This window comes from Psychroserpens sp., from assembly GCF_036960315.1.
GTDB lineage: Bacteria > Bacteroidota > Bacteroidia > Flavobacteriales > Flavobacteriaceae > Psychroserpens.
On sequence record NZ_JBALVR010000002.1, the window covers coordinates 12177 to 36345 of the forward strand.

Annotated in this window: 23 protein-coding genes and 2 tRNA genes; 13 read left to right on the top strand and 12 right to left on the bottom strand. The window is 33.9% G+C overall.

What is annotated here, in order from left to right; translation table 11 throughout:
- The 8 genes from V7719_RS03710 to tgt all read right to left on the bottom strand — a co-directional run bounded on the left by V7719_RS03710 (position 1) and on the right by tgt (position 9588).
- Positions 1 to 1002, bottom strand: coding sequence for an adenylate/guanylate cyclase domain-containing protein (locus V7719_RS03710; protein WP_335728527.1), 1002 nt, complete (start codon positions 1000 to 1002; stop codon positions 1 to 3).
- A gap of 254 nt (positions 1003 to 1256) precedes the next feature.
- Complete coding sequence (locus tag V7719_RS03715; RefSeq protein WP_442969055.1) at positions 1257 to 2441, bottom strand: asparagine synthetase B; 1185 nt, start codon at positions 2439 to 2441, stop codon at positions 1257 to 1259.
- Positions 2442 to 2632: 191 nt separating this feature from the next.
- On the bottom strand, positions 2633 to 3679 hold the full coding sequence (locus V7719_RS03720) for an AI-2E family transporter (protein ID WP_335728529.1): 1047 nt from the start codon (positions 3677 to 3679) through the stop codon (positions 2633 to 2635).
- A 71-nt stretch (positions 3680 to 3750) separates the two neighbouring features.
- Complete coding sequence (gene dnaB / locus V7719_RS03725) at positions 3751 to 5292, bottom strand: replicative DNA helicase (RefSeq protein WP_335728530.1); 1542 nt, start codon at positions 5290 to 5292, stop codon at positions 3751 to 3753.
- Positions 5293 to 5459: 167 nt separating this feature from the next.
- Positions 5460 to 6413, bottom strand: coding sequence for an acetyl-CoA carboxylase carboxyltransferase subunit alpha (locus tag V7719_RS03730; protein ID WP_335728531.1), 954 nt, complete (start codon positions 6411 to 6413; stop codon positions 5460 to 5462).
- A gap of 67 nt (positions 6414 to 6480) precedes the next feature.
- On the bottom strand, positions 6481 to 7398 hold the full coding sequence (locus V7719_RS03735; protein WP_335728532.1) for a DMT family transporter: 918 nt from the start codon (positions 7396 to 7398) through the stop codon (positions 6481 to 6483).
- Complete coding sequence (locus V7719_RS03740) at positions 7385 to 8404, bottom strand: LptF/LptG family permease (RefSeq protein ID WP_442969056.1); 1020 nt, start codon at positions 8402 to 8404, stop codon at positions 7385 to 7387. The genes V7719_RS03735 and V7719_RS03740 overlap by 14 nt, the downstream gene beginning before the upstream one ends.
- 53 nt (positions 8405 to 8457) lie before the next feature.
- On the bottom strand, positions 8458 to 9588 hold the full coding sequence (gene tgt, locus V7719_RS03745) for a tRNA guanosine(34) transglycosylase Tgt (protein ID WP_335728534.1): 1131 nt from the start codon (positions 9586 to 9588) through the stop codon (positions 8458 to 8460).
- Positions 9589 to 9808: 220 nt separating this feature from the next.
- Between tgt and V7719_RS03750 the strand changes: the two genes are divergently transcribed.
- From V7719_RS03750 to V7719_RS03765, 4 genes are all read left to right on the top strand, one after another.
- Entirely contained in the window at positions 9809 to 10654 is an 846-nt protein-coding gene (locus tag V7719_RS03750) for a transketolase (RefSeq protein ID WP_335728535.1), read from the top strand.
- A gap of 1 nt (position 10655) precedes the next feature.
- Positions 10656 to 11363, top strand: a complete 708-nt coding sequence (locus V7719_RS03755) for a hypothetical protein (RefSeq protein ID WP_335728536.1) — start codon at positions 10656 to 10658, stop codon at positions 11361 to 11363.
- On the top strand, positions 11360 to 12316 hold the full coding sequence (locus V7719_RS03760) for a transketolase family protein (RefSeq protein WP_335728537.1): 957 nt from the start codon (positions 11360 to 11362) through the stop codon (positions 12314 to 12316). The genes V7719_RS03755 and V7719_RS03760 overlap by 4 nt, the downstream gene beginning before the upstream one ends.
- A 74-nt stretch (positions 12317 to 12390) precedes the next feature.
- On the top strand, positions 12391 to 12981 hold the full coding sequence (locus V7719_RS03765) for a porin family protein (RefSeq protein ID WP_335728538.1): 591 nt from the start codon (positions 12391 to 12393) through the stop codon (positions 12979 to 12981).
- A gap of 71 nt (positions 12982 to 13052) precedes the next feature.
- Here the strand turns inward: V7719_RS03765 and V7719_RS03770 are convergent, their stop codons facing one another.
- Positions 13053 to 13997: an FKBP-type peptidyl-prolyl cis-trans isomerase gene (locus tag V7719_RS03770; protein WP_335728539.1), complete on the bottom strand. Its 945-nt coding sequence runs from the start codon at positions 13995 to 13997 to the stop codon at positions 13053 to 13055.
- 124 nt (positions 13998 to 14121) lie between these two features.
- Here V7719_RS03770 and V7719_RS03775 point away from each other — a divergent pair, with 124 nt between their 5' ends.
- Together V7719_RS03775 and V7719_RS03780 are read left to right on the top strand one after the other, a co-directional pair.
- Positions 14122 to 14502: an RNA-binding S4 domain-containing protein gene (locus V7719_RS03775; RefSeq protein ID WP_335728540.1), complete on the top strand. Its 381-nt coding sequence runs from the start codon at positions 14122 to 14124 to the stop codon at positions 14500 to 14502.
- A 57-nt stretch (positions 14503 to 14559) separates the two neighbouring features.
- Positions 14560 to 15063: a phosphoribosyltransferase family protein gene (locus V7719_RS03780; protein ID WP_335728541.1), complete on the top strand. Its 504-nt coding sequence runs from the start codon at positions 14560 to 14562 to the stop codon at positions 15061 to 15063.
- Here the strand turns inward: V7719_RS03780 and V7719_RS03785 are convergent.
- Positions 15055 to 15573 (bottom strand): shikimate kinase, encoded by a 519-nt coding sequence (locus tag V7719_RS03785; protein ID WP_335728542.1) that lies wholly within the window; start codon positions 15571 to 15573, stop codon positions 15055 to 15057. The two genes, V7719_RS03780 and V7719_RS03785, sit on opposite strands and share 9 nt — an antisense overlap.
- 129 nt (positions 15574 to 15702) lie before the next feature.
- On the opposite strand from V7719_RS03785, the gene V7719_RS03790 reads away from it, so the two are divergent.
- The 7 genes from V7719_RS03790 to V7719_RS03820 all read left to right on the top strand — a co-directional run bounded on the left by V7719_RS03790 (position 15703) and on the right by V7719_RS03820 (position 21009).
- Positions 15703 to 15775, top strand: a tRNA-Lys gene (locus tag V7719_RS03790).
- Between the two features lie 55 nt (positions 15776 to 15830).
- A tRNA-Leu gene (locus tag V7719_RS03795) sits at positions 15831 to 15914 on the top strand.
- Between the two features lie 218 nt (positions 15915 to 16132).
- Entirely contained in the window at positions 16133 to 17032 is a 900-nt protein-coding gene (locus tag V7719_RS03800; RefSeq protein WP_335728543.1) for a MerR family transcriptional regulator, read from the top strand.
- A gap of 53 nt (positions 17033 to 17085) precedes the next feature.
- Entirely contained in the window at positions 17086 to 18552 is a 1467-nt protein-coding gene (locus V7719_RS03805) for a phytoene desaturase family protein (protein WP_335728544.1), read from the top strand.
- Between the two features lie 2 nt (positions 18553 to 18554).
- Positions 18555 to 19394: a phytoene/squalene synthase family protein gene (locus tag V7719_RS03810; RefSeq protein WP_335728545.1), complete on the top strand. Its 840-nt coding sequence runs from the start codon at positions 18555 to 18557 to the stop codon at positions 19392 to 19394.
- 4 nt (positions 19395 to 19398) lie between these two features.
- On the top strand, positions 19399 to 19848 hold the full coding sequence (locus tag V7719_RS03815) for a sterol desaturase family protein (RefSeq protein ID WP_335728546.1): 450 nt from the start codon (positions 19399 to 19401) through the stop codon (positions 19846 to 19848).
- A 15-nt stretch (positions 19849 to 19863) separates the two neighbouring features.
- Positions 19864 to 21009 carry a lycopene cyclase family protein gene (locus V7719_RS03820; protein WP_335728547.1) on the top strand — a complete coding sequence of 382 codons (1146 nt, stop codon included), beginning with the start codon at positions 19864 to 19866 and terminating at the stop codon, positions 21007 to 21009.
- Here the strand turns inward: V7719_RS03820 and V7719_RS03825 are convergent.
- Both V7719_RS03825 and V7719_RS03830 read right to left on the bottom strand, forming a co-directional pair.
- Entirely contained in the window at positions 20996 to 21574 is a 579-nt protein-coding gene (locus V7719_RS03825) for a TlpA family protein disulfide reductase (RefSeq protein WP_335728548.1), read from the bottom strand. The genes V7719_RS03820 and V7719_RS03825 overlap by 14 nt on opposite strands.
- A 129-nt stretch (positions 21575 to 21703) precedes the next feature.
- Positions 21704 to 23974 (bottom strand): aconitate hydratase, encoded by a 2271-nt coding sequence (locus tag V7719_RS03830; protein ID WP_335728549.1) that lies wholly within the window; start codon positions 23972 to 23974, stop codon positions 21704 to 21706.
- Positions 23975 to 24169: the final 195 nt, after the last annotated feature.

Below are 24169 nucleotides of genomic sequence, written 5' to 3' on the forward strand. Positions count from 1 at the left end.
TTAGTGTACTTTATCAATAGAACAAATAACAATATTTTCCTGTTTTCCTTTTAATTGAATATCACCCAGACGTATCGATGTGTACATTGACTGCAAATTAATATCTTCAAGTAATTCGTTAGATATTAATAAGTTTTCATTGTACGTATTGCATTCATTTTGAATTCTAGACGTCGTATTGATAACATCACCATGATAAGCAATTTCTTTTTTTATAGTGCCAACCTCAGCTACCATAAGTTTTCCTCCATGTAAACCTGCTTTAAATAAAGGGTTTAAACCATAGGTTTTCTTGTAATATTTTGAACGGTTTACTAATGTTTTTTGAAATGAGAAGAACAGCTCAATGCATCTGCTATTTTTAATTCCTTTTGTGTAATTCCATGTTATTACTGCTTCATCTCCTACGTATTGATAGACTTCTGCATCATGCCTACGTAATATTGTATTAAGGTCAAAAAAGCAATCTTGAATGAACTGACTGTATTGTTTATGTCCGAGTTTTTCGGCAATTGCTGTTGAATCTTTTAAGTCTAGAAACATTAGAATACGCTTTTCTTCTTGTGGTTTTCTATACTTTCCATAGAGCATTTTTATAAAAACCCCTGACCCCAATTTATCATTAGCTATTCTTATAAAAGAAAAAACCAAAGAGGTCAATAAAAAATAAACCGTACAGAGCCAAAATAATGAGTCTGTTCGCCACCATCCTCTATCATTATATAGATCTATATCCATGCGTTCTTCAGCAATGAATTTCATAAGACTTAATGAAATGATAAGAAATGCCAAATAAAGGATTGACTTTAAAAAAATAGATAGTGCTAAATTGAGTTTCCGAGAAATGTATTTTTCAAATGAAAATTCTACAATCGCATAAAAGGCTCCCATCATAACACCTAAAATCAATCCAAAATCTAACCACTCGGTAATAGGGATTACATTTTTAGGGTTGACATATCCTAAGCCCTGCTCTTCACCATAGGCAAAAAAACGAATCATAATAAACAAAGACCACGCCAAGCTCCAAAAGAAAACTGTAAACGCAAGAAGTTTAAAAAACTTAATAATATTATACTTCAAATCAATATCATATTTTACTAATTACATTTAGAAATTTCATCAATAGCATCTTCTGGCGAACTAAAATGATTGGTGATAACGATTTACATTTTTCTGAAGATTATCTTTCTTGAGGCCATAGTGTTCAAATTAATAATAATTAAAACTACTTTACTTTTGACAAAGAGAATCTATCAAGTTTTCTGCTTTTTCTTTTTGGCTGCAGGAAACAAAACATTGTTGAGTATCAATCGGTAACCCGGTGAAGTCGGATGCAAATCGAGTTCTGTTTTAGGATCACCAACTTTATGTGTATAATCTTCAGGATCATGACCACCATAAAACGTAAAAAATCCTTTTCCCTTTATACCATGGATGTATTTGGCTTCTCCATTGCTTTTGTTTTCACCCATGACTAATACATTAGACTTTATTTCTTCTCGAGTAAAAGATGTGGTCTGTCCCATAAAACCTTTTACCAATGCGGTATGATTTTGACACAACATTGACGGAATTGGATCCCATTTTGCTGAAAACTCCATTAACGAAAAGTAATCTGTCGTCTTTGGAATACGACGTTTTCTGGTCATATCGATAGATGAAAATTCGTAAACATTAGGACTTCGCTCCAACACATAATCCTTAAAAGCAAATGTTCGACTAAAGTCAATCTTATTTTGATAACTAGGATCACTGCCATCACCATCAAACATAGGTTCGCAAATATCTACACCTTCAGCCGAAAGGGCAATATCAAAACTATCAGTAGCACTGCACATGGCAAACATAAATCCGCCACCAATGACATAGTCTCTTATTTTTTTAGAAACCGCCAATTTCTCTTCGGAAACTTTAGCATATCCTAAGCTAGTTGCTAAATCTTCAGCTTCTTTCTTTTCTCGGATATACCACGATGCAGAACGATAAGCACGATAGAATTTACCAAACTGTCCTGTAAAATCCTCATGGTGTAAATGCAACCAATCGTACAACAATAAAGCGTCATTGAGAACATCTTCATCGTATATAGTTTCATATGGTATTTCAGCATACGTTAGCACCATGGTCACTGCATCATCCCAAGGCTGTAAACCTTTTGGTGTATACACTGCGATTTTAGGCGCTTTTTCTAGAACGACTGCTTCCATGTTTTGTGACGGACTAGCAATCATCTGTAAAATTTCTTCAGCCTTTGCATTAGAAATCACTTCAAAACTCACGCCTCTAATTTGGCATTCGCGCTGAATTTCTTCTGAATCTGGTAACAAGAATGCCCCCCCTTTATAGTTTAATAACCATTTCACCTTTAGTTGCTTTTCAAGCGTCCAATAGGTAATGCCATAAGCTTTTAGGTGATTATCTTGACCATCTGCATCCATAGGAATCAATATATATGACGCATATGATTGTAAAGAAACAAGGATTAAAACTATTAAAATGATTGTCTTTTTCATCTGTAATCTTACATTTTTCAGTAGAAATATAGTTAAAAATTAGTCCTAAGTGAATCTCTTTAATATAGTTTTAGGTATTTTTTAGATGAAATACACTAAAACCAGAAAAACAGTTCTTATTTTTTAAGTGGTGGCAACATACGTTCTGAACCCGAAAGTAAAGATGCGATAACCTTAGTATTTGGGAATTGCTCTAAAATAATCTTGAGAAATACGGTAATTGGAATCGCCATAATAAGTCCCGGAATCCCCCAAATAAATCCCCAAAGCATCAACATAATAAGTACGGCAATAACATTGATTGAAAATGATTTTCCCATAAAAACAGGTTCTAAAATCGCTCCAAATATTACTTGCACTCCTGTAATAGATAGAATAAAAAAGAATAAAGTACTTGTTGGATCTAATTCTACAAAGGCAAATATGGATAATAAAATCACCGAAATGAACGAACCAACCATTTGCACAAAATTAATTATAAACGCAAATAAACCCCAAAAAATCGGAAAACTAACATCAAAGAATACACAAGCTAAACCTGTAAATATTCCGGTTAGTAAACTAACTAAGAATTTCACTTTAATAAACGTGATTAAATCCTTTTCAATCTTTATAAAAGCTTTTATAGAGGTATGCTTTCGTTTTAAAATGGTATTGTTTAAAACCTTATGCATATTGATAGATTCTGATAACCACAGGATGGTAAAAAAGGTAATCATCAAGATGTTCGTCAAAAACTTTCTTACAAAATCAAAAGTGGAACCTATCGTTTCTTTCTGAAAAAACTGTGCTAAAAAGTTTCCGTCAGGATTATATTCCATTCCTACTTTATCTTGCATATAAAGCATGAGGTCATTGATTTTCACTTCAGCTTTGCCAAAAAAACCTGTGTCGTTTGATAAGATTTGTTTGCTTGAAAGTTGAACTAATTCAAAACCAACAAAAACACCAATAACGATTAAAGCAATCACAATAATGATACTAATTAATCTTGGCACCTTTCGTCTACCCAACCAACGCATTAGAGGTAAAAATAATAAAGCGATGAACATTGAAGAAATCAACGGAATGAATATGAACGATAAGATTTTAAGTAAATAAAATACAAATGGAACAACAATAAATAGCAGTAGGATATTAGTAGTACGTCTTTCTTCTAACATGAGACAAATTTTCTTTTTTAATAGCAAAAACAAATTTAGGATAAAATGTTGTTATAATATCCCAATAAATCTTAAAAAGGCACATCATTATCATCGTTCTGTTCTGGAGCACCAAAAGCATCAGAAGCCGACGGGAAGTTATCCGGTTTAAAGGTATCATCATTTGCAGCCGAATTCATTTTAGAATGGAATTCGCCAAAAGGGGTGTCAAAATCATCCAGATTATCAAACTTACCTAAATGACCAATAAACTTCAATCTGATATTTTCTAAGCCACCATTTCTGTGCTTAGCGACAATAAATTCACCTTGACCTTCAGTAGGTGAACGTTCATCATCATCCCACTCGTCAATTTTGTAGTATTCTGGTCTATAGATAAAACTTACAATATCTGCATCTTGCTCGATGGCACCAGATTCACGTAAATCGGATAACAAAGGACGTTTACTTCCTCCACGTGTTTCCACAGCACGGGATAATTGTGATAAAGCAATTACAGGAATAGCTAATTCTTTTGCCAATGCTTTAAGGTTTCGAGAAATAGTAGATATTTCTTGTTCACGGTTACCTCCTTTTTGACTTCCACCAGCCGTCATTAACTGCAAGTAATCAATCATGATCATTTTAACACCATACTGTGAGGCTAAACGACGTGCTTTTGCACGTAAATCGAAAATAGACAACGACGGAGTATCATCAATAAACAAAGGTGCTTTCTCTAAAGTTTTCACCTTAACGTTTAATTGCTCCCACTCGTGTTTTTCTAATTTTCCAGTTCTTAACTTTTCTGAAGACAGGTTCGTTTCCGAAGAAATCAAACGGGTTATTAATTGTACAGAGGACATTTCTAACGAGAAAAATGCCACTGGAATATTGCTGTCAACTGCAATATTTCGAGCCATCGTTAAAGTTAATGCTGTTTTACCCATACCAGGACGTGCCGCAATAATAATTAAATCACTAGGCTGCCATCCAGAGGTTAGTCTATCTAATTTGGTAAACCCTGTAGGAATACCACTCATACCCTCTTTATTGGATATTTCTTCAATTTTCTTTTTTGCTTGAATCACCAAACTTTGAGCCGTTTCGGTAGATTTCTTGACGTTACCTTGAGTAACTTCATAAAGCTTTGCTTCGGCAGTGTCTAATAAATCAAAAACATCTTTGGTTTCGTCATAAGCTTCTTCAATAATTTCGTTAGAAATTTTAATCAAACTTCGTTGAATATATTTTTGAAGAATAATACGTGCATGAAACTCAATATGTGCTGAAGAAGACACACGTTGGGTTAATGAAATCAGGTAAAAATCACCTCCAACTAAATCTAACTTGGCATCTTTTTTAAGCTGACTAGAAACGGTTAATAAATCGACAGGTTCACTATTTTCAAATAATTTGAAAATAGCTTCAAAGATTTGTTTATGAGCTTCCTTATAAAAAGCTTCAGCACTTAAGATATCAATGACCTCATCGACACCTTTTTTATCAATCATCATCGCTCCAAGCACAACTTCCTCTAAATCAATTGCTTGCGGAGGAATCTTACCTTTTTCCAAGCTGATGATTGTACTTTTATCGACTTGATAGCCTTTTATTGGGTTGGGTTGCTTCATAACTACAAATGTAAATAAATTGCAAACTAAAATTGAAGTTTTAAATTTTTCAATCTTAACAAGTCATCAACAATTCAACTGTTAATAACTTGATTATATTGTTAATAGCGACAAAAAAAACTGAAACATAACGTTTCAGTTTTTTTTAATACGTTATGATATAAGGATTAGCTTTTATAAACTCCCATCGCCAAGTATTTTTCCATGCGTTGGTTCACCAAATCTTTTGGTGATAAGTTTTTAAGTTCCTCGTAATTTTTTTCGATAGCGTTTTTAACCGCTAAAAATGTTGCTGCTCTATCTGCATGCGCACCTCCTAAAGGTTCCTTTATAATAGTATCAACTAGTTTTAGTCGTTTCATATCAGGAGCCGTTAATTTTAAAGCATCTGCAGCTCGTTCTTTATATTCCCAACTTCTCCAGAGAATAGACGAACACGATTCTGGTGAAATTACCGAGTACCATGTGTTTTCAAGCATCAATACTTTATCTCCAACACCAATTCCTAAAGCACCTCCTGAAGCACCTTCACCAATAATAACAGTAATGATTGGCACCTTAAGACGCGTCATCTCTAAAATATTTCTGGCAATCGCTTCTCCTTGTCCGCGTTCTTCAGCTTCTAAACCTGGATAAGCACCTGGAGTATCAATTAATGTGACTACAGGAATTCCGAATTTTTCGGCAGATTTCATTAAACGCAAGGCTTTGCGATAGCCTTCAGGATTCGACATTCCGAAGTTTCTGTACTGACGTGTTTTGGTATTAAAACCTTTCTGCTGACCAATAAACATATAGGTTTGGTCACCAATTTTACCAAGACCTCCAATCATCGCTTTGTCATCTTTAACGTTACGATCACCATGTAGTTCTAAAAATGTATCACCACATAAAGCATTAATATGATCTAGTGTATAAGGTCTACCTGGATGTCTTGACATTTGTACACGTTGCCATGCCGTCAAGTTTTTATAGATCTCCTTTTTAGTTTCTAACAACTTCTTTTCAATCTTTTTACAAGTTTGAGTAACATCAACATCACTCTCCTCACCTATTAATTGACATTTTTCAAGTTGATCTTTGAGTTCTTTTATGGGTAGTTCAAAATCTAAATATTCCATGAAAATTTTGATTTAGTTTTTAGTTAATCATTAGTTAGTTGGTGCAAATATAAAAACTTTATACCAGTTATGAATTGGGTTTACGAGTTAAGGTGTTTCTTTTTTTTTGACTCTTGTAATTTTTAAGGATCCCATCAGCCAAAACAGTAGATAACACCAAAAATGCACCATAATAAAATTGTGTGCTCATGGTTTCAGTTTCAGGAAAAAGCAATAAAGCAAGCGCTATACCATATAACGGTTCTAAGTTATAGGTTAAAATCACTGTATACGGACTCACATACCTCATGACATCTATAGAGCCAATAAACGCATAGGCAGTACATATGGAAGCGAGAATTAAAATATAAACCCAATCTGACGTTTTTAATATAAAAAAATCCAAAGAAAATCCGCCTTGAAATATGAGTATAAATAAAGACAGAAATACAACACCACTTATAAACTCATAATATGAAATGACTGTCGCACGATGCTCTGCAATAAATTTCCCGTTAATCACCGCAAATAAGGTGGAGAACAGTGCAGAAGAGATGCCTAATATAATTCCATTAAGATATTTTATTTCACTTTGAGTAATTAACAAAACACCACATATGACAATCATTCCGAAGAGAATTTCATACCATATAATTTTCCGTTTATAAATTAAAGGCTCTATAAAAGAGGCAAAAAAAGCACCTGTAGAAAACATCGCCAAAGTTATAGATACATTAGATTGATTGATGGCTTCAAAAAAAGTAATCCAATGTAAAGCAATAATAATTCCCGCTCCAAAAAATTTAAGTTTCGTTTTAAAAGACACTTTAATTTTAAGCTTAATCATCTTTATATACAGGAACATTAAAATGCCCGCAATAAGCATTCTATACCATACTAAAGCTGTAGAACCAATAGAAATGAGCTCCCCAAGAATAGCTGTAAATCCAGCTATAAATACTAAGAAATGTAAATGAAGGTAATTTTTAAGTTTAGCGTTTGGCATTAAACAGCAGATAAGCAGCTAAGATACCAAAAACGATATTAGGAAACCAAACTGCAAATAATGGATCAAAGCTAGATTGCTCAGCCATAACTCCAAAAACTTTATCGAAAAACACATAAACCATTGCTATGGTAATACCAAAAGCCAGATTCACTCCCATACCACCACGTCGCTTAATAGATGATACAGCAACTGCAATAATGGTAAGAATAAAAACAGATACAGGGATGCTCCACTTTTTATATTTAACAACAAGATATCGTCCAATATTGGAGGAGCCTCTTCGTCTTTCTTTCTCAATAAATCTGGTTAATTCTCCATATTGAAGTGTCTCTGCAATATACTCTTCTGGTGTTAAATCATCAGCATCAAATTCGAAAGCCATATTCTTTCGTCTTGAACTTTCTATTTGATCATTGTGCTCTCCAAAGGTTCTTTTTACATAACCTGTTAATTGATATATCGTATCGCTATCCTTAATAGAGTTAGCCGTAATTTTATAGATTAAGGTATTTCCTTCAAAATGTTCTAAACTGAAGTTTCTACCAATTTTAGTCACAGGATTAAAATTACTCACATAGATATAATCGTTGTCGTTAATCTGCCTATAAATGTTTTTGGTTTGAACGACATTAGAATTGTTTTTTAAATACTTATACCTGAATTGATTAAATCCTTTACTAGCGTTAGGAGCCAAATACAACCCCATGACCAAAGCAAGTAAGGCAACAATAGTTGCACCAATCATATAAGGTCTTAAGAACCTCCAAAAGGAAACACCTGAACTTAAAAAAGCCACAATTTCGGTATTATTGGCCAATTTTGAAGTAAACCAAATCACAGATATAAATAGGAATATGGGTAATAATAGATTAGCAAAATAAACAGTGAAATCTAAATAGTATTGTGCCACTGCAGTAAAAGGCACTTCTCGATCGAGAATTTTACCAATTTTTTCAGCGAGGTTCACTGTAATTCCGATAGGAATAAAAAGCAGCAACATCATTAAAAATGTAAACAAATAGCGTTTTAGTATGTACCAATCGAGTATCTTCAAAATTACAAGCGCTTATCCATTTGTTTAACCATTTTATCTTTCCATGCTCTAAAATCTCCAGCTAAGATATGCTTTCTTGCTTCTCTAACCAACCACATGTAAAACCCAAGGTTATGAATGGTAGCAATTTGCTTTCCAAGTAGTTCATGAACTGTAAATAAATGTCTTAAGTAAGCTTTACTATATTCGGTATCTACAAAGGTAATTCCCATCTCATCTACAGGCGAAAAATCGTCTGCCCATTTTAAGTTTTTGATGTTAATGGTCCCATGAGCTGTAAATAACATCCCGTTTCTAGCATTACGTGTAGGCATCACGCAATCAAACATATCAACACCTAAAGCGATGTTCTCTAATATGTTTATTGGTGTGCCAACACCCATTAAATATCTTGGTTTATCCCACGGAAGAATTTCACAGACCACATCTGTCATCGCATACATTTCTTCTGCTGGTTCTCCTACCGACAAACCTCCAATAGCATTTCCTTGGGCTCCAGCATTGGCAATATACTCTGCCGATTGCTGGCGTAAGTCTTTATAGGTACTTCCTTGAACTATAGGAAAAAACGTCTGCTCAAAATCATATTTAAACGGTGTTTTATCTAAATGCGTCAAACAACGCTCCAACCAACGATGAGTCATATGCATTGATCGTTTGGCATAATTAAAATCACAAGGATATGGTGTACATTCATCAAAAGCCATGATGATATCTGCTCCAATAGTTCGTTGTATTTCCATCACTTTTTCTGGAGTAAACACATGGTAACTTCCATCGATATGAGATTTAAACTTTACACCTTCTTCTTTTATCTTTCTGTTAGCCGAAAGTGAATACACTTGGTAACCACCAGAATCGGTTAAGATGTTTCTATCCCAATTCATAAACTTGTGTAAACCACCTGCTTTCTCTAAAATTGGTGTTTGTGGCCTTAGGAATAAATGATAGGTGTTTCCTAATATAACATCTGGATTGATATCATTTTTAAGTTCACGCTGATGCACACCCTTAACAGAAGCGACTGTTCCAACTGGCATAAATATAGGAGTCTCAATCTTTCCATGATCTGTAGTAATAAGTCCAGCTCTGGCTTTACTTTGAGGATCACTCGCTTTTAGTTCAAATTTCATATAAAACATTCATCAGTGGGCAAAGATAATTATATAGACGTATTAAGGTCTTAAACATTTAATAAAATATGCAATGGAAAACTTAAAATCCTTATTTCTTTTTCAATCGCATTTAAATTGTTAGCAACTGACCAAAATCGTTAATAAGTGATGACATTCTATTTTTGATTAGGCTTATGAAAACTTTATTTTTGAAGCTTAAATTTCTCACTCTATTTTTATGCCAAACACAAAAGAATTACAAGACTTAACAACACAGGTTCGCAGAGATATTTTGCGAATGGTTCACAAAGTAAACTCAGGTCATCCAGGAGGATCATTAGGATGCGCTGAATTTTTTGTTGCCTTATATCAAGACATCATGGACAGAAAAGACACCTTTGATATGGATGGAATTGGTGAAGACCTTTTCTTCCTTTCAAATGGTCATATTTCTCCTGTATTTTATAGCGTTCTCGCAAGATCAGGTTATTTCCCTGTAGATGAACTAAATACATTTAGATTGATTAATTCAAGACTTCAAGGTCATCCAACTACACATGAAGGCTTACCTGGAATTAGAGTTGCATCTGGTTCTCTAGGTCAAGGATTTAGTGTTGCCCTTGGTGCAGCAGAAACTAAAAAACTAAATAACGATAGTCATTTAGTCTATAGTTTACATGGTGATGGTGAACTACAAGAAGGACAAAATTGGGAAGGCATTATGTATGCAGCTGGTAATAATGTGGACAATATCATCTCAACAATTGACTTAAACGGACAACAAATCGATGGTTCAACAGACGATGTTTTACCTATGGGAAGCATAAAAGCAAAATTTGAAGCTTTTGGTTGGACTGTTGTAGATATTGAAAATGGAAATGATATGGAGTCCATTATAGAAGGTATGGCAAAAGCTAAATCTTTAACAGGCCAAGGCAAACCTGTTTGTGTTTTACTTAATACAGTTATGGGTAATGGTGTAGACTTCATGATGCATACGCATGCATGGCATGGCAAAGCTCCTAATGATGAACAATTGGCCATTGGTTTAGCCCAAAATGCCGAAACTTTAGGAGATTATTAATATGAAGTATTTCTTTACAATATGTCTATCACTTATGTTAGTCTTGAGTTATGCTCAAGAGAATACAATTACTATAGACTATACTGTAGACTATGTTGTTCCGAATAAAAGAAAACAAACCGTAGATACCTTAACTGTTGGTTACACTAAAAGCGGAAGATATATTTGGACAGACAGTAAAAGCTTAGCGAAAGATCTCGGGAAATCTATTTTTAGACGTAATCCAGAATTATTAGAAACCGCAGACCTTGGAATTATTTTTGACACGGAAGAAGGCATATTAATGATGTGCTTCGAATCTGGTAAAAACAAACTGTTTTTCAACTTAGAATTGTCAACTATTATACCAGATACTATGACTTTAGATGAAGATGAGGAATTTGAGCTCGTTTCAGAAAGTACTGGAGAACAAATTACCTTATTAGATAAAACAGCGACAGTTTATGATATCTATCCTTCAAATAAAGTATCAGAAGCAATATCGGTTGCATTTGATGAAAGTGTAAGCATAAATAACAATCAAGTATTCAAAAAAATATTTGAAGTAGTATTAGCCTCTGAAGGAAGCTCTGGAATGCTAGGATTGGTTATTCCTGAAGGTTTAATTATGAGAGTTACCGAAAATGAAAGAACGCTTTTAGAAGCTTGCAATATTGATTCAACAACAAAAAAAATACATATTAATTACAGTTTCAAAATCACAGAATGAAAACATACACAAACACAGGAAATAAGGACACACGCTCAGGTTTTGGAGCTGGATTAACAGAACTAGGAAAGACTAATGAAAATGTTGTAGCACTTTGCGCAGATTTAATTGGTTCACTTAAAATGGACGAATTTAAAGCTAATCACCCAGAACGCTTTTTTCAAGTGGGAATTGCCGAGGCAAACATGATTGGGTTAGCAGCAGGTATGACTATTGGTGGTAAAATTCCTTTTACAGGAACTTTTGCTAATTTCTCTACTGGTCGTGTGTATGATCAAATTAGACAAAGTATTGCTTATTCTGATAAAAACGTAAAAATCTGTGCTTCACATGCAGGATTAACTTTAGGTGAAGATGGTGCAACTCATCAAATTTTAGAAGATATCGGTTTGATGAAAATGCTTCCCGGAATGACGGTAATTAACACCTGTGATTACAATCAAACTAAAGCTGCTACCATAGCAATTGCTGAGTATCAAGGTCCTGTATATTTACGTTTCGGAAGACCAAAAGTAGCCAACTTTACTCCCGAAGATCAAACATTTGAAATCGGAAAAGCTGTGAAATTAACCGAAGGTAACGATGTCACTATTGTCGCTACTGGACATTTAGTATGGGAAGCGCTAGAAGCTGCTAAGACTTTAAATGATAAAGGTATTTCAGCTGAAGTTATCAATATCCACACCATTAAACCTTTGGATGACAAAGCTATTTTAGGTTCTGTAGCCAAAACAGGATGTGTGGTTACTGCTGAAGAGCATAACTATCAAGGTGGCTTAGGAGAAAGCGTTGCTAGAGTATTAGCACAACATCAACCAGCACCTCAAGAATTTGTTGCTACCAACGATACCTTTGGAGAATCTGGTACGCCTGCGCAACTCATGGAGAAATATGGATTGAATGCCAATGCCATTATTCAAGCTGCTGAAACCGTATTAAAGCGTAAAAACTAATTCAATGTAAAAGAAATAATTTTCGTTTGGCAACGTTTTTGATATTATAATCAAAATCACAAAAAACGAATATTATGCGAAAATTAGTTATTAGTACGTTTTTATTAACGTTGTTTTGTTTGAGTGCCTATGCACAAAAAGGAAGTTCTTATGGATTTAAAGGTGGATTGAACTACAATGCCAATGGCGATTACTTTGAATCCATTAGCGAGAATTCCCAAAACCCAGATCGTAATATAGGATTTCATATTGGTGTCTTCGGAAAAATTGGAACTGACCTTTATTTTAGACCAGAACTTATGTACACTAGCACAAAAAGTGATTACGATAGTGCTGAGTTTACAATGAAAAAAATTGACGCTCCTCTTCTAGTAGGCATTAAGGTTATTGGACCCATTAGTGTATTTGCAGGACCATCGCTTCAGTATATTTTGGACACAGATTTTGAAGGTATCAATATTGATAATGTAGAAGATGATTTTTCTATAGGATTAAATTTCGGTATCGGATTAAATCTAAACAAAATTGGTATTGATCTCAGATACGAAAGGGGGTTCTCTGATAATGAAGCTGTTTTTATTGGAAACAACTTAGGAGAAGGCGTGGTTAGTAGAATTGATACGCGACCAGACCAATTGATTTTAAGCTTGTCTATCGCTTTATAACAAGGAAATTTATAACAAAAAAAAGACGCTAATATTAGCGTCTTTTTTTGTTTATCATATGTAACAAATGATTAACTATCTTCAGTAGATTCAGTAGAATCTTCATCTAAATAGTTTGGAATACCATCATCATCTGTATCGTCATTTGAAGGGTCTCCATCTCCATCTATATCTTCGAAAATAGTAAACACACCATCACCATCATCATCTGGGTCAAAAAAGTTAGGGATACTATCATCATCTGTATCATCATCATTAATATTCTCATTTCCGTTTAAATCTTCTAAGTGAGATAGGACTCCATCAAAATCATGATCATTAGCTTCAGCTTGATACAATTCGAATTTAAATATCAAGTTTGAATATACAGGAACACCGAAAGGCGGACTTGAAAAATACGCCAAACCAGAAGGAATAAACATAACGCCCAAACCATAACCTGAATAATCTACAGTACCATCTCCATTGACTATAAAATCTGAAGACACATTAAATTGAGGAATAACATTTCTCCATCCTTGAATCAATCCTGTTAAATCGAAAGGTAAATTTGGATTTACAGCACTATCAAATATCTCTTCATCCAATAAATTACCAGAATAAACCAACCTTATATCATCAGTAAAATTCGGACTGTATTCACCATCACCTTGATTAAGTCTTAGGATGTAAAATTCGTATACTATTTCTTCATGAGTCGTTGTATGTGTTTCAACAGCATCAATTAATAATGTGTTATTATCTGGATCTGGAAGTGCTAAATAATTACCGTCATCATCTTGAGGTAATTCTGTGATTACAATTTCATCCATTGTATGATCTGCACCATCGCCAAAAGTCGTAGAACTGTAATAATGCGTTTCCATGTAACCAATCAAGGAATCTCTATCAAGAACTTGTTGCTCTGTTCTATCTCTCTCTGGTACTAAACTAATTTCTGGATCATCAGGCTTACATGAAGTAAGAGAAGCTACTAATAGCACCAAAACTATTAGACTATTTTTTAATTTCATCATGATTAAATTTTTCTTTAATTCAAATAGAATTTGAATCGTTCAATATTGCTTATTTTTATCTCGCAAGATACAATAATATAATATTTTTGTGCAATACTATTAACGTCAATTTCACAGTTTTAACATGAGAGTCGATAAATATCTTTGGTGCATACGCTATTGCAAAACGAGAAGCATTGCAACCAATGCATGCAAGAAAGGTCATGTAAAGGTCAATGGTCAAGTTGTAAAGCCAAGCAGAGATGTTTATGCTACCGACAAAATTGAGTTTAGAAAAGACCAAATTAACTATCATATAATTGTCAATGACCTACCGGAAAGTAGAGTTGGTGCCAAACTTGTAGACCTTTACAGAAAAGATGTGACTCCAAAAGAAGCTTTTGAGTCCAAAGAATTACTTAAATATTCAAAGGATTATTATCGCAAAAAAGGTGTTGGTAGACCAACAAAAAAGGACCGAAGAGACATAGACGGCTTTTACGAAACACCAGAAGAAGATATCTAAAATTTAAAGTGCGTTTAAGAAAACTCTTTTTTATCTTTGAAGAAATCGAAAACACCTATGAGCATTCCTAAAAACACAATACTCAACCATCAGGAAATTCAACATAAAATAAGACGTATTGCTTATCAAATTTATGAAAGCAATGTATATGAGGAAGACATCATTTTGGCAGGAATTGAAAAGAACGGTTATATACTTGCAAAGAAGCTCAAGCAAAATCTTGAGAAAATTTCAGACTTGAAACCTATACTTTGCAAAGTAACGATTGACAAAAAAAATCCCTTAGAACCCATAACGACCTCTCTAAACCAAGATGAGTATATCAATAAATCTATTGTGCTTATTGACGACGTTCTAAATTCTGGTAGCACATTAATCTATGGGGTAAGACATTTTTTAAATGTTCCATTAAAACAATTTAGAACAGCTGTATTAGTGAATAGAAATCATAAAAAATATCCTATTAAAGCCGATTTTAAAGGCATATCTCTATCTACCTCTCTAAATGAACATGTAGAAATCGTCCTATCGGGGAAAACGTACGAAGCCTATTTAAAATAATTGTAATAGTATAGCTTCTAACACTTCATTAATCGATTTATTGTCGGTTTTTATACTGAAATTAGACTGTTCATAGAAAGGCGCTCTTTCAAATAAATGCTTTCCAATAAACTCATTGAGTAGTTCTTTTGATGATACATGAGAAATTAGTGGCCTTTTAGATTTCTCATCAAACAATCGATTTGACAATGTTGGAATAGTTGCTTTGAGATAAATAGCCTTAGAATCATCTGAATCTAAAATTTGCCTCATATTGTTTCCATAACAAGGTGTTCCTCCTCCAAGGGAAACAATCGTTTTTTCTAAATTGATTATAGCATTAAGATATTTACTTTCGGCTTTTCTAAAATAAATTTCGCCTTTAGTATCAAAAATAGTTTTGATTGTCGCATTTTCTTGTGTTTCAATAAACTCATCAAAATCTATATAATTATAGCCCAGAATCTCTGCTAATTCCCTACCAATTACTGATTTACCAGAACCCATATATCCAATTAAAAATAGCGTCATTTTCTCCTTATAAATTAATTATTAAAAACATAATATAAGCAATAACAAAAAAACAAAAAAATATCCAATAATAGGTTTGGAATATTAATTAAACGTTTTATATTTGCACCCTCGTTAGAGAAACTTATTGACCAGTTAGCTCAGTTGGCAGAGCATCTCCCTTTTAAGGAGAGGGTCCTGGGTTCGAGCCCCAGACTGGTCACAATAAAAATCGTTAAGCACTCGCTTAACTTTTTTTTTATCTTTACTGAAATAATGCGCACGTGGCGGAATTGGTAGACGCGCCAGCTTGAGGGGTTGGTGGACATTAGTCCGTGGAAGTTCGAGTCTTCTCGTGCGCACTTTATGAATCCCAATGTAATTCAAAACTTTAATCTCAAATAGGTCTTGAAAGAGTTCACGACGCTTTGGGATTCTCAAACACACTTTTTCTCCTCTTATTCTTTTTTATTTACCAATTAATCGATCTACATTGTTTCTGGTTTTACTATTAAAAAAACTTAAAATGTAGTTCAGAACTAAAAAAAGTTTATTTTTGTTTAAGCTTTCGAAAATAAAAATGAACAACATAAAGAGTACATTCAGTATAAAGGATCTTGAAAACCTCACTGGTATTAAGGCACACACTATCAGGATTTGGGAGAAAAGATACAACCTACTAGAACCCGAAAGAACGGACACCAATATTAGGTATTATAGTCTAGCTAATCTTCAAAAGCTTTTAAATATTGGCTATCTAAATACTAATGGCTATAAAATTTCAAAGATTGCAGCCATCGACAGTAAAAATATACCACAACTCGTTAGAGATGTAGCGCAAAACGACAATACAAACAATCATCTATTAAGTACATTTAAGCTGTCCATGATCAATTTTGATCAAAAGCTATTTTATGACACCTATGCGCGTTTGGAAAAAGAAAAATCGTTCCCCGAAATTTTCTATGAAGACTTTATTCCTTTACTTACACAAATTGGAATGCTTTGGCAAACAGACACTATTACGCCTGCTCATGAGCATTTTGCTACGACTTTGATCAGACAAAAAATTCTTATTAGTACTGAAGCAATTCAATCTAAAAATCAAATTAGATCCAAAAAGGTTTTTGTGTTATTTCTCCCTGAAAATGAAGTTCATGAACTTGGTTTAATGATGATAAATTATGAAATCATTGCCAATGGTCATCAAAGCATTTACCTAGGACAAAGTGTCCCTAAAAATAGCCTAATAGATATTCTAGACTTCTATGATGAAATCACTTTTGTTTCCTATTTTACAGTTAAACCTGAAAAAGACAACATTGATAATTATATTAAAGAGTTTTCAGAAAAAATACTTTACAAGAAAAATGTTAGATTATGGGTATTAGGCAGAATGCTTAGTGAGACTGACATAAGCAAGCTTCCAAAACAGATTACACCCTTCGATAGCATTAAAAATTTAGTTAAAAAACTATAAAAAAGCATCCTTAATGCCAAAGTTGTTTAACTTTTGTTTAAATTTGTTAAACAATGAGTAATAACATTTCAATTATTGGTTCAGGTTTTTCTGCTTTAGCAGCATCATGCTATTTAGCAAAAGACGGATACAATGTGACCATATTTGAAAAAAACAAAACTATTGGTGGTCGTGCTAGACAACTCAAAAAAGAGGGTTTCACATTTGACATTGGACCGACTTGGTATTGGATGCCAGATGTATTTGAACGTTTCTTTTCAGATTTCAATAAAACTCCAGAGCACTATTACACTTTAGAGAAATTGAATCCTGCTTATAGCGTATACTTCGGAAAAGATGATTATATCACCATTGAAGATACTATAGAAAAAATTTGCGCAGCCTTTGAAAAGGAAGAAAAAGGAAGCTCAAAAAAATTAATGAAATTCATTGACACTGCACAAAACAACTATGAAGTAGCCATAAAAGACCTCGTTTATAGACCTGGTGTTTCACCATTCGAATTGGTAACACCTGTAACCATGAAGAAAATTGGTCAGTTTTTTAGCACCATAAAAAAGGACGTTAGGAAAGAATTCAAAAATGATAGACTCGCTACGATTCTCGAGTTTCCTGTATTATTCCTTGGAGCAAAACCAGATAATACACCTTCGTTCTATAGTTTTATGAATTATGCCGATTTCGGAATTGGCACATTTCACCCAAAAAAAGGGATGTATCAGGTAATTCTAGCCATGGAAGCATTAGCAAAAAGTTTAGGTGTGACCATAAAAACGGAAAGCTCTATCGATAAAATCATCGTAGATAATGGAAAAGCAATCGCAATTGTTTCAAATAAGACAACTTATGAAAGTGATATAATATTGAGTGGAGCGGATTATCACCACACTGAAACACTTTTAGATTCAAAATACGTTCAATACTCTAAAAAGTATTGGGAAGAAAAGACCTTTGCTCCTTCTTCCCTATTGTTTTATGTCGGCTTTGATAAAAAACTAGTAAACGTAAACCATCATACCTTATTTTTTGATGTCGATTTCGATGTTCATGCAAAAGACATTTATGATACGCCAAAATGGCCTGAAAACCCATTGTTTTATGCAAGCTTCCCTTCAATAACAGATGATTCCGCTGCACCAGAAGGAAAAGAAACTGGAATTTTCTTAATTCCGTTAGCGCCAGGTTTAGAGGATAATTCAGAATTACGGGAGCACTATTTTAATAAAATTATTAATCGATTTGAAATGCTCACCTCGCAAAGCGTTCAAAAAAACATTATATTTAAAGAATCCTTTTGTGTCAATGATTTTGTAAACGATTACAACTCATATAAAGGTAATGCCTACGGAATGGCTAATACGCTCTTTCAAACCGCATTTTTGAGACCTAAATTGAAAAGCAAAAAAGTCAGCAACCTATATTTCACAGGACAACTAACGGTTCCAGGACCAGGAGTTCCACCATCGTTAATTTCCGGGAAACTAGTAGCAGAACTCATTAAAAAACACCACAGCAACTAAATATGAAAGCTATTTTTGATACCGTTTCAAACCAATGCAGTAAGTTGGTTACAAAGTCTTATAGCACATCTTTTTCATTGGCGACAATGATGCTATCTGACTCTATACGTCAGGATATCTATAACATTTATGGTTTTGTGAGATTTGCAGACGAAATCGTTGATTCATTTCATGATTATGATAAAGAGTTATTATTTAATAATTTCTCTACAGACTTAGAATTAGGGCTTCAACACAAAATTAGCTTAAACCCAATTTTAAACTCGTTTCAAGAGACCTACCATAAATACAGCATTGATAAAAGTTTGGTCGATGCATTCATGAAAAGTATGCGCTTAGATTTACACAAAAATAATTACCTAACAGATGCAGAATACAAAGCATATATTTACGGCTCCGCAGATGTTGTGGGCTTGATGTGTTTAAAAGTATTTGTAAAAGGTGATCAAGAGAAATACGAAGCATTGAAAGACTCTGCAATGAGCCTGGGTTCAGCGTTTCAAAAAGTGAATTTTCTTAGAGATTTAAAGGCAGACTTTGACAGTTTAAACAGAACATACTTTCCAAACACAGATCTTAATCATTTAGACGAAGTATCTAAATTAGCCATTATCACTGATATTGAAAGTGATTTCGCAAAAGGCTTACAAGGCATAAAAAAATTACCTATTGAAGCCAAATTTGGCGTTTTTATGGCTTATCGATATTACAGTCAGTTGCTAAAAAAATTAAAAAAAACACCAGCTTTAGAAATTAAATCAACCAGAATTAGAGTGCCCAACTACAAAAAGTTTGAGTTACTCACGAGAAGCTATGTCAAATATCAACTTAATTTAATATAATTGTATGCAAACTCTATATTGGATTCTTGTTTTTTTAGGTGTGTTCGGTACCATGGAATTTATGGCATGGTTTACACATAAGTATGTTATGCATGGTTTTTTATGGAGTTTACATAAAGATCATCATCACAAGGATCATGACAGCTGGTTTGAACGTAACGATGCCTTTTTTATATTCTACGCCGTTGTAAGTATGACCTGTTTCTATTTATGGAGTTATGAAGGTGTATGGTTTTGCCTACCAATTGGATTAGGTATTATGGCCTATGGAGCTGCTTACTTTTTAGTTCACGATATTTTTATCCACCAACGCTTTAAGATCTTAAGAAATGCCAACAACTGGTATGCCAAAGGCCTGAGACGGGCACACAAAATTCATCACAAGCATTTGGGTAAGGATAAAGGCGAATGTTTTGGGATGCTTTTTGTACCTTTCAAATACTTTAAAAAATAGTATTTCATCACTTTTATGACAGAGCATTTCCATTTCGATTATATCATTATAGGAAATGGTTTAGCTGGACTACAGCTAGCTCTAGAACTCACTTCTGACTCTCATTTTAAGGACAAACAAATTGCTCTAATTGACCCTTCTGAAAAGGATACTAATGACAAAACTTGGAGTTTTTGGGAGACTGAACCTTCGCAGTGGAATGCTATCATTCATAACTCTTGGAGTAAAGCTTCGGTTATAACTTCAAAGAAAACAATTGGCTTAAATCTAAATCCGTATACCTACAAAACGATACGTGCTATAGATTTTTACACGGAAGCTAAAGCACAACTCCATCAACAGGATAACATCCATTTTATTGTCGAGAACGTCACTTCAGTTATAGAAGGAGATAAAGTCAATGTAACTACTAATCAAAATTCATACACGGCCTCTCATGTTTTTGATAGTCGAGTTCCTGAAGAATTTTATTCAGAATCGAAACATGCTATTTCTATCATTCAACATTTTAAAGGCTGGGTTATTAAAACCGATACTGAAACGTTTGATGAAGACACTGTAACGATGATGGACTATCGCCTCAAAGATGGAAATCAAACCACATTCACATATGTACTTCCTTTTTCTAAAACTGAAGCCTTAGTTGAATTCACTTATTTTACAGAACATGCCGTCGACGAAACGGTTTACGATACGTTTATCAAAACCTATATTAAAGATTACCTAAAGATCGACACGTATTCTATTTTAGAAACTGAAATGGGTCAAATTCCGATGACGAATTATAGTTTTGAAAAATTCAATACCAACAAGATTACAAAAATTGGTACAGGAGGCGGCTGGGTAAAAGGATCTACTGGATATTCATTTAAACACACCGAAAATAAGGTTGCTAAAATCATTGAAAACCTTAAGACCAATAAAGCCCCTTCAAGTGGCTTATTTAAATCTAAATATAAGTTCTACGATAAGGTGTTTCTGAAAGTTTTAAAAGATGATAATCATAAAGGTGAATGGATATTCCAGCAGTTTTATGATAAAAACTCGGCACAAACCATGTTTCGCTTTTTAGATGAAGAGTCTTCGTTTTCTGAAGAGTTAAAAATTATGATGTCACTATTTTCTTGGTCGTTTATTAAAGCCTTTTTTAAAACGCTTTAAGCAACTCATCAATCGTATTGGTAACTCGCTCGCTACTCCAATTGGCAGCGCCAGATTTATCAATAACGATCTCTCCTTTTTTACTAATGATGAATGTTCTTGGAATCGAAGACACATTAAATTCTGTAGGATAATCGGTTAAAGATTGATAGACCTCAAAACTATAATTCTTGTGTGCCATAAATTCATATAAAACTTCGGTATCTTCATTAGATACGAATAAAAAGACAACCTCGTCATTAGTTTTATATTTCTGATAAAGTTCTTCAAGGCTAGGCATTTCAGCAATACAAGGTGGACACCAAGTCGCCCAGAAATTAATTACGATCACTTTCCCTTCCGCAGTATGAAAATCAAAATCATTACCAGAAGTATCTCTTAACTTCCAGTTGTAATTCGACATTGATTTACGTTCTAAAACATCAATAACCGATGGTTTAATAATTGAAGCAATGCCCTTATTAATAAACACTTGAATGGGTTGTCTTGTTTGCGGGATGATAAGCAAAGCAATGACTACTATAAAAAGAATATTATAAATTTTAGATTTTTTAGATTTTGCCATAATGGATTATAAATAGAAACGAATTACTGTAGTCGGTAATGCACATTAAATCTAACACAATAACACTTATAAAATAGCAAAAAAAAAGCCCTTGATTTCTCAAGAGCTTTTTTTATCTAAATACAGAAATTAAGCTGCATTTTCTTTTTTAATCAAGTTTAAAGCAGAACCTTCATTATACCAGTCAATTTGAGATTGGTTATACGTATGATTTACTTTAATACTGTCTTTGCTTCCATCTGCATGAACAATTTCAATTGTTAATTGCTTGTCTGGTGCAAATTCGTTTAAATCTAAGAAGTTGAATGTATCATCTTCTTGAATTAAATCGTAATCAGCTTCATTAGCAAATGTTAATCCCAACATCCCTTGTTTTTTAAGGTTTGTTTCATGAATACGTGCAAATGATTTTACAATTACAGCAGCAACACCTAAATGGCGAGGTTGCATTGCAGCATGTTCTCGAGAAGATCCTTCACCATAATTATGGTCTCCAATAACTAAAGATTTAATGCCTTCTGCCTTATAAGCTCTAGCTGTATCAGGCACACCACCAAACTCACCTGTTAATTGATTTTTCACAAAGTTTGTTTTCTTTCCAAAAGCATTTACAGCTCCAATCAATGTGTTGTTTGAAATATTATCTAAATGTCCACGGTAACGTAACCAAGGCCCAGCCATAGAAATATGATCTGTTGTACATTTACCAAAGGCTTTAATCAATAGTTTAGCTCCAGTAATTGAACCACCAAGAGGTTCAAATGGCGTTAATAGTTGTAGTCTTTCAGAATCTGAGGCCACAGTAACTTGAATTCCACTACCATCAGCCATAGGTTCTAAATATCCGTTGTCATCAACATCAAACCCTTTTGGAGGTAATTCCCATCCTGTTGGTTCATCTAGCATCACTTCTTCTCCATTCTCATTTATTAACTTATCGGTTATAGGATTAAAATCCAAACGACCTGCAATAGCAATCGCAGCAGTTAATTCAGGAGATGCTACAAAGGCATGTGTATTCGGATTTCCATCGGCACGCTTTGCAAAGTTTCGGTTAAACGAATGAACGATACTATTTTTAGGTGCGTTTTTAGGATCTTCATACCGAGCCCATTGACCTATACATGGTCCACAAGCGTTGGTGAATATCTTAGCATCTAATTGTTCAAAAACTTGAAGTATTCCATCACGAGCAGCAGTAAAGCGTACTTGCTCAGAACCAGGATTAATACCCAATTCAGATTTCATTTTCACACCTTTATCTAGAGCCTGTTGTGCAATAGAAGACGCACGAGATAAATCTTCGTAAGACGAGTTGGTACAAGACCCAATCAATCCCCATTCTACTTTTAATGGCCAATCGTTAGCTTTAGCTTTTTCGGTCATTGTAGAACCAACTGCAGTTGATAAATCCGGCGTAAATGGTCCATTTAATAATGGGCCTAAGTCTGATAAGTTAATATCAATAACTTGGTCAAAATATTGTTCAGGATTTGCATATACTTCGGCATCACCTGTTAAATAGTCTTTTACTTGGTTTGCAGCATCAGCTACATCTGCTCTATCTGTAGCACGTAAATAACGTTCCATAGATTCATCATACCCAAATGTAGAAGTTGTTGCGCCTATTTCGGCACCCATATTACAAATAGTTCCTTTTCCTGTACAAGACATTCCTGTTGCTCCAGGACCAAAATATTCTACAATTGCACCAGTTCCACCTTTTACGGTTAAGATATCTGCTACTTTTAAAATCACGTCTTTAGGAGCTGTCCATCCAGATAATTTACCAGTTAATCTTATACCAATTAACTTCGGGAATTTTAATTCCCAAGCCATACCAGCCATAACATCAACAGCATCTGCTCCACCAACTCCAATGGCAACCATACCTAATCCACCAGCATTTACTGTATGTGAATCGGTACCTATCATCATTCCTCCAGGAAACGCGTAGTTTTCTAAAACCACTTGGTGAATAATACCTGCACCTGGCTTCCAGAAACCTATGCCATATTTATTAGATACAGACTCTAAGAAATTAAATACCTCGTTACTCGTATTAATGGCATGTTGTAAATCCGTACTCGCTCCATTTTTTGCTTGGATCAAGTGATCACAATGCACTGTTGTAGGAACAGCTACTTTTTGTTTACCAGCTTGCATAAATTGCAATAATGCCATTTGAGCTGTTGCATCTTGACATGCTACTCTATCTGGTGCAAAATCCACATAATCTTTACCTCTTGTAAATACTTTTGTAGGATTTCCTTCCCAAAGATGAGAGTATAATATTTTTTCAGAAAGTGTTAGTGGTTTACCAACTATATCACGAGCTGCATCAACACGCTCAGACATATTTGCATAAACCTTTTTTATCATGTCTATATCAAAAGCCATATATATTATTTAAAGGTTAATTATCGTTATTAATCCCGATGCTTCGGGACTGCAAAATTACGAATTTTATAGCTGATTTTAAAATATGTAATGAAATGCTAAAAGCATTGAATATAAATCAGTGAACGACATAATATTTATGCACTTATTGAATTATTAATAAAAAAAATATATGAAAATTATTAAATTAACAAT

What these genes read in the sequence shown, in the direction of transcription:
- V7719_RS03710 (WP_335728527.1), bottom strand. Translation starts at nt 1,002, where the DNA reads ATGATTCGTTTTTTTGCCTATGGTGAAGAGCAGGGCTTAGGATATGTC.
- V7719_RS03715 (WP_442969055.1), bottom strand. Translation starts at nt 2,441, where the DNA reads ATGGATGCAGATGGTCAAGATAATCACCTAAAAGCTTATGGCATTACC.
- V7719_RS03720 (WP_335728529.1), bottom strand. Translation starts at nt 3,679, where the DNA reads ATGTTAGAAGAAAGACGTACTACTAATATCCTACTGCTATTTATTGTT.
- dnaB (WP_335728530.1), bottom strand. Translation starts at nt 5,292, where the DNA reads ATGAAGCAACCCAACCCAATAAAAGGCTATCAAGTCGATAAAAGTACA.
- V7719_RS03730 (WP_335728531.1), bottom strand. Translation starts at nt 6,413, where the DNA reads ATGGAATATTTAGATTTTGAACTACCCATAAAAGAACTCAAAGATCAA.
- V7719_RS03735 (WP_335728532.1), bottom strand. Translation starts at nt 7,398, where the DNA reads ATGCCAAACGCTAAACTTAAAAATTACCTTCATTTACATTTCTTAGTA.
- V7719_RS03740 (WP_442969056.1), bottom strand. Translation starts at nt 8,404, where the DNA reads ATGATGTTGCTGCTTTTTATTCCTATCGGAATTACAGTGAACCTCGCT.
- tgt (WP_335728534.1), bottom strand. Translation starts at nt 9,588, where the DNA reads ATGAAATTTGAACTAAAAGCGAGTGATCCTCAAAGTAAAGCCAGAGCT.
- V7719_RS03750 (WP_335728535.1), top strand. Translation starts at nt 9,809, where the DNA reads ATGCCAAACACAAAAGAATTACAAGACTTAACAACACAGGTTCGCAGA.
- V7719_RS03755 (WP_335728536.1), top strand. Translation starts at nt 10,656, where the DNA reads ATGAAGTATTTCTTTACAATATGTCTATCACTTATGTTAGTCTTGAGT.
- V7719_RS03760 (WP_335728537.1), top strand. Translation starts at nt 11,360, where the DNA reads ATGAAAACATACACAAACACAGGAAATAAGGACACACGCTCAGGTTTT.
- V7719_RS03765 (WP_335728538.1), top strand. Translation starts at nt 12,391, where the DNA reads ATGCGAAAATTAGTTATTAGTACGTTTTTATTAACGTTGTTTTGTTTG.
- V7719_RS03770 (WP_335728539.1), bottom strand. Translation starts at nt 13,997, where the DNA reads ATGATGAAATTAAAAAATAGTCTAATAGTTTTGGTGCTATTAGTAGCT.
- V7719_RS03775 (WP_335728540.1), top strand. Translation starts at nt 14,122, where the DNA reads ATGAGAGTCGATAAATATCTTTGGTGCATACGCTATTGCAAAACGAGA.
- V7719_RS03780 (WP_335728541.1), top strand. Translation starts at nt 14,560, where the DNA reads ATGAGCATTCCTAAAAACACAATACTCAACCATCAGGAAATTCAACAT.
- V7719_RS03785 (WP_335728542.1), bottom strand. Translation starts at nt 15,573, where the DNA reads ATGACGCTATTTTTAATTGGATATATGGGTTCTGGTAAATCAGTAATT.
- V7719_RS03800 (WP_335728543.1), top strand. Translation starts at nt 16,133, where the DNA reads ATGAACAACATAAAGAGTACATTCAGTATAAAGGATCTTGAAAACCTC.
- V7719_RS03805 (WP_335728544.1), top strand. Translation starts at nt 17,086, where the DNA reads ATGAGTAATAACATTTCAATTATTGGTTCAGGTTTTTCTGCTTTAGCA.
- V7719_RS03810 (WP_335728545.1), top strand. Translation starts at nt 18,555, where the DNA reads ATGAAAGCTATTTTTGATACCGTTTCAAACCAATGCAGTAAGTTGGTT.
- V7719_RS03815 (WP_335728546.1), top strand. Translation starts at nt 19,399, where the DNA reads ATGCAAACTCTATATTGGATTCTTGTTTTTTTAGGTGTGTTCGGTACC.
- V7719_RS03820 (WP_335728547.1), top strand. Translation starts at nt 19,864, where the DNA reads ATGACAGAGCATTTCCATTTCGATTATATCATTATAGGAAATGGTTTA.
- V7719_RS03825 (WP_335728548.1), bottom strand. Translation starts at nt 21,574, where the DNA reads ATGGCAAAATCTAAAAAATCTAAAATTTATAATATTCTTTTTATAGTA.
- V7719_RS03830 (WP_335728549.1), bottom strand. Translation starts at nt 23,974, where the DNA reads ATGGCTTTTGATATAGACATGATAAAAAAGGTTTATGCAAATATGTCT.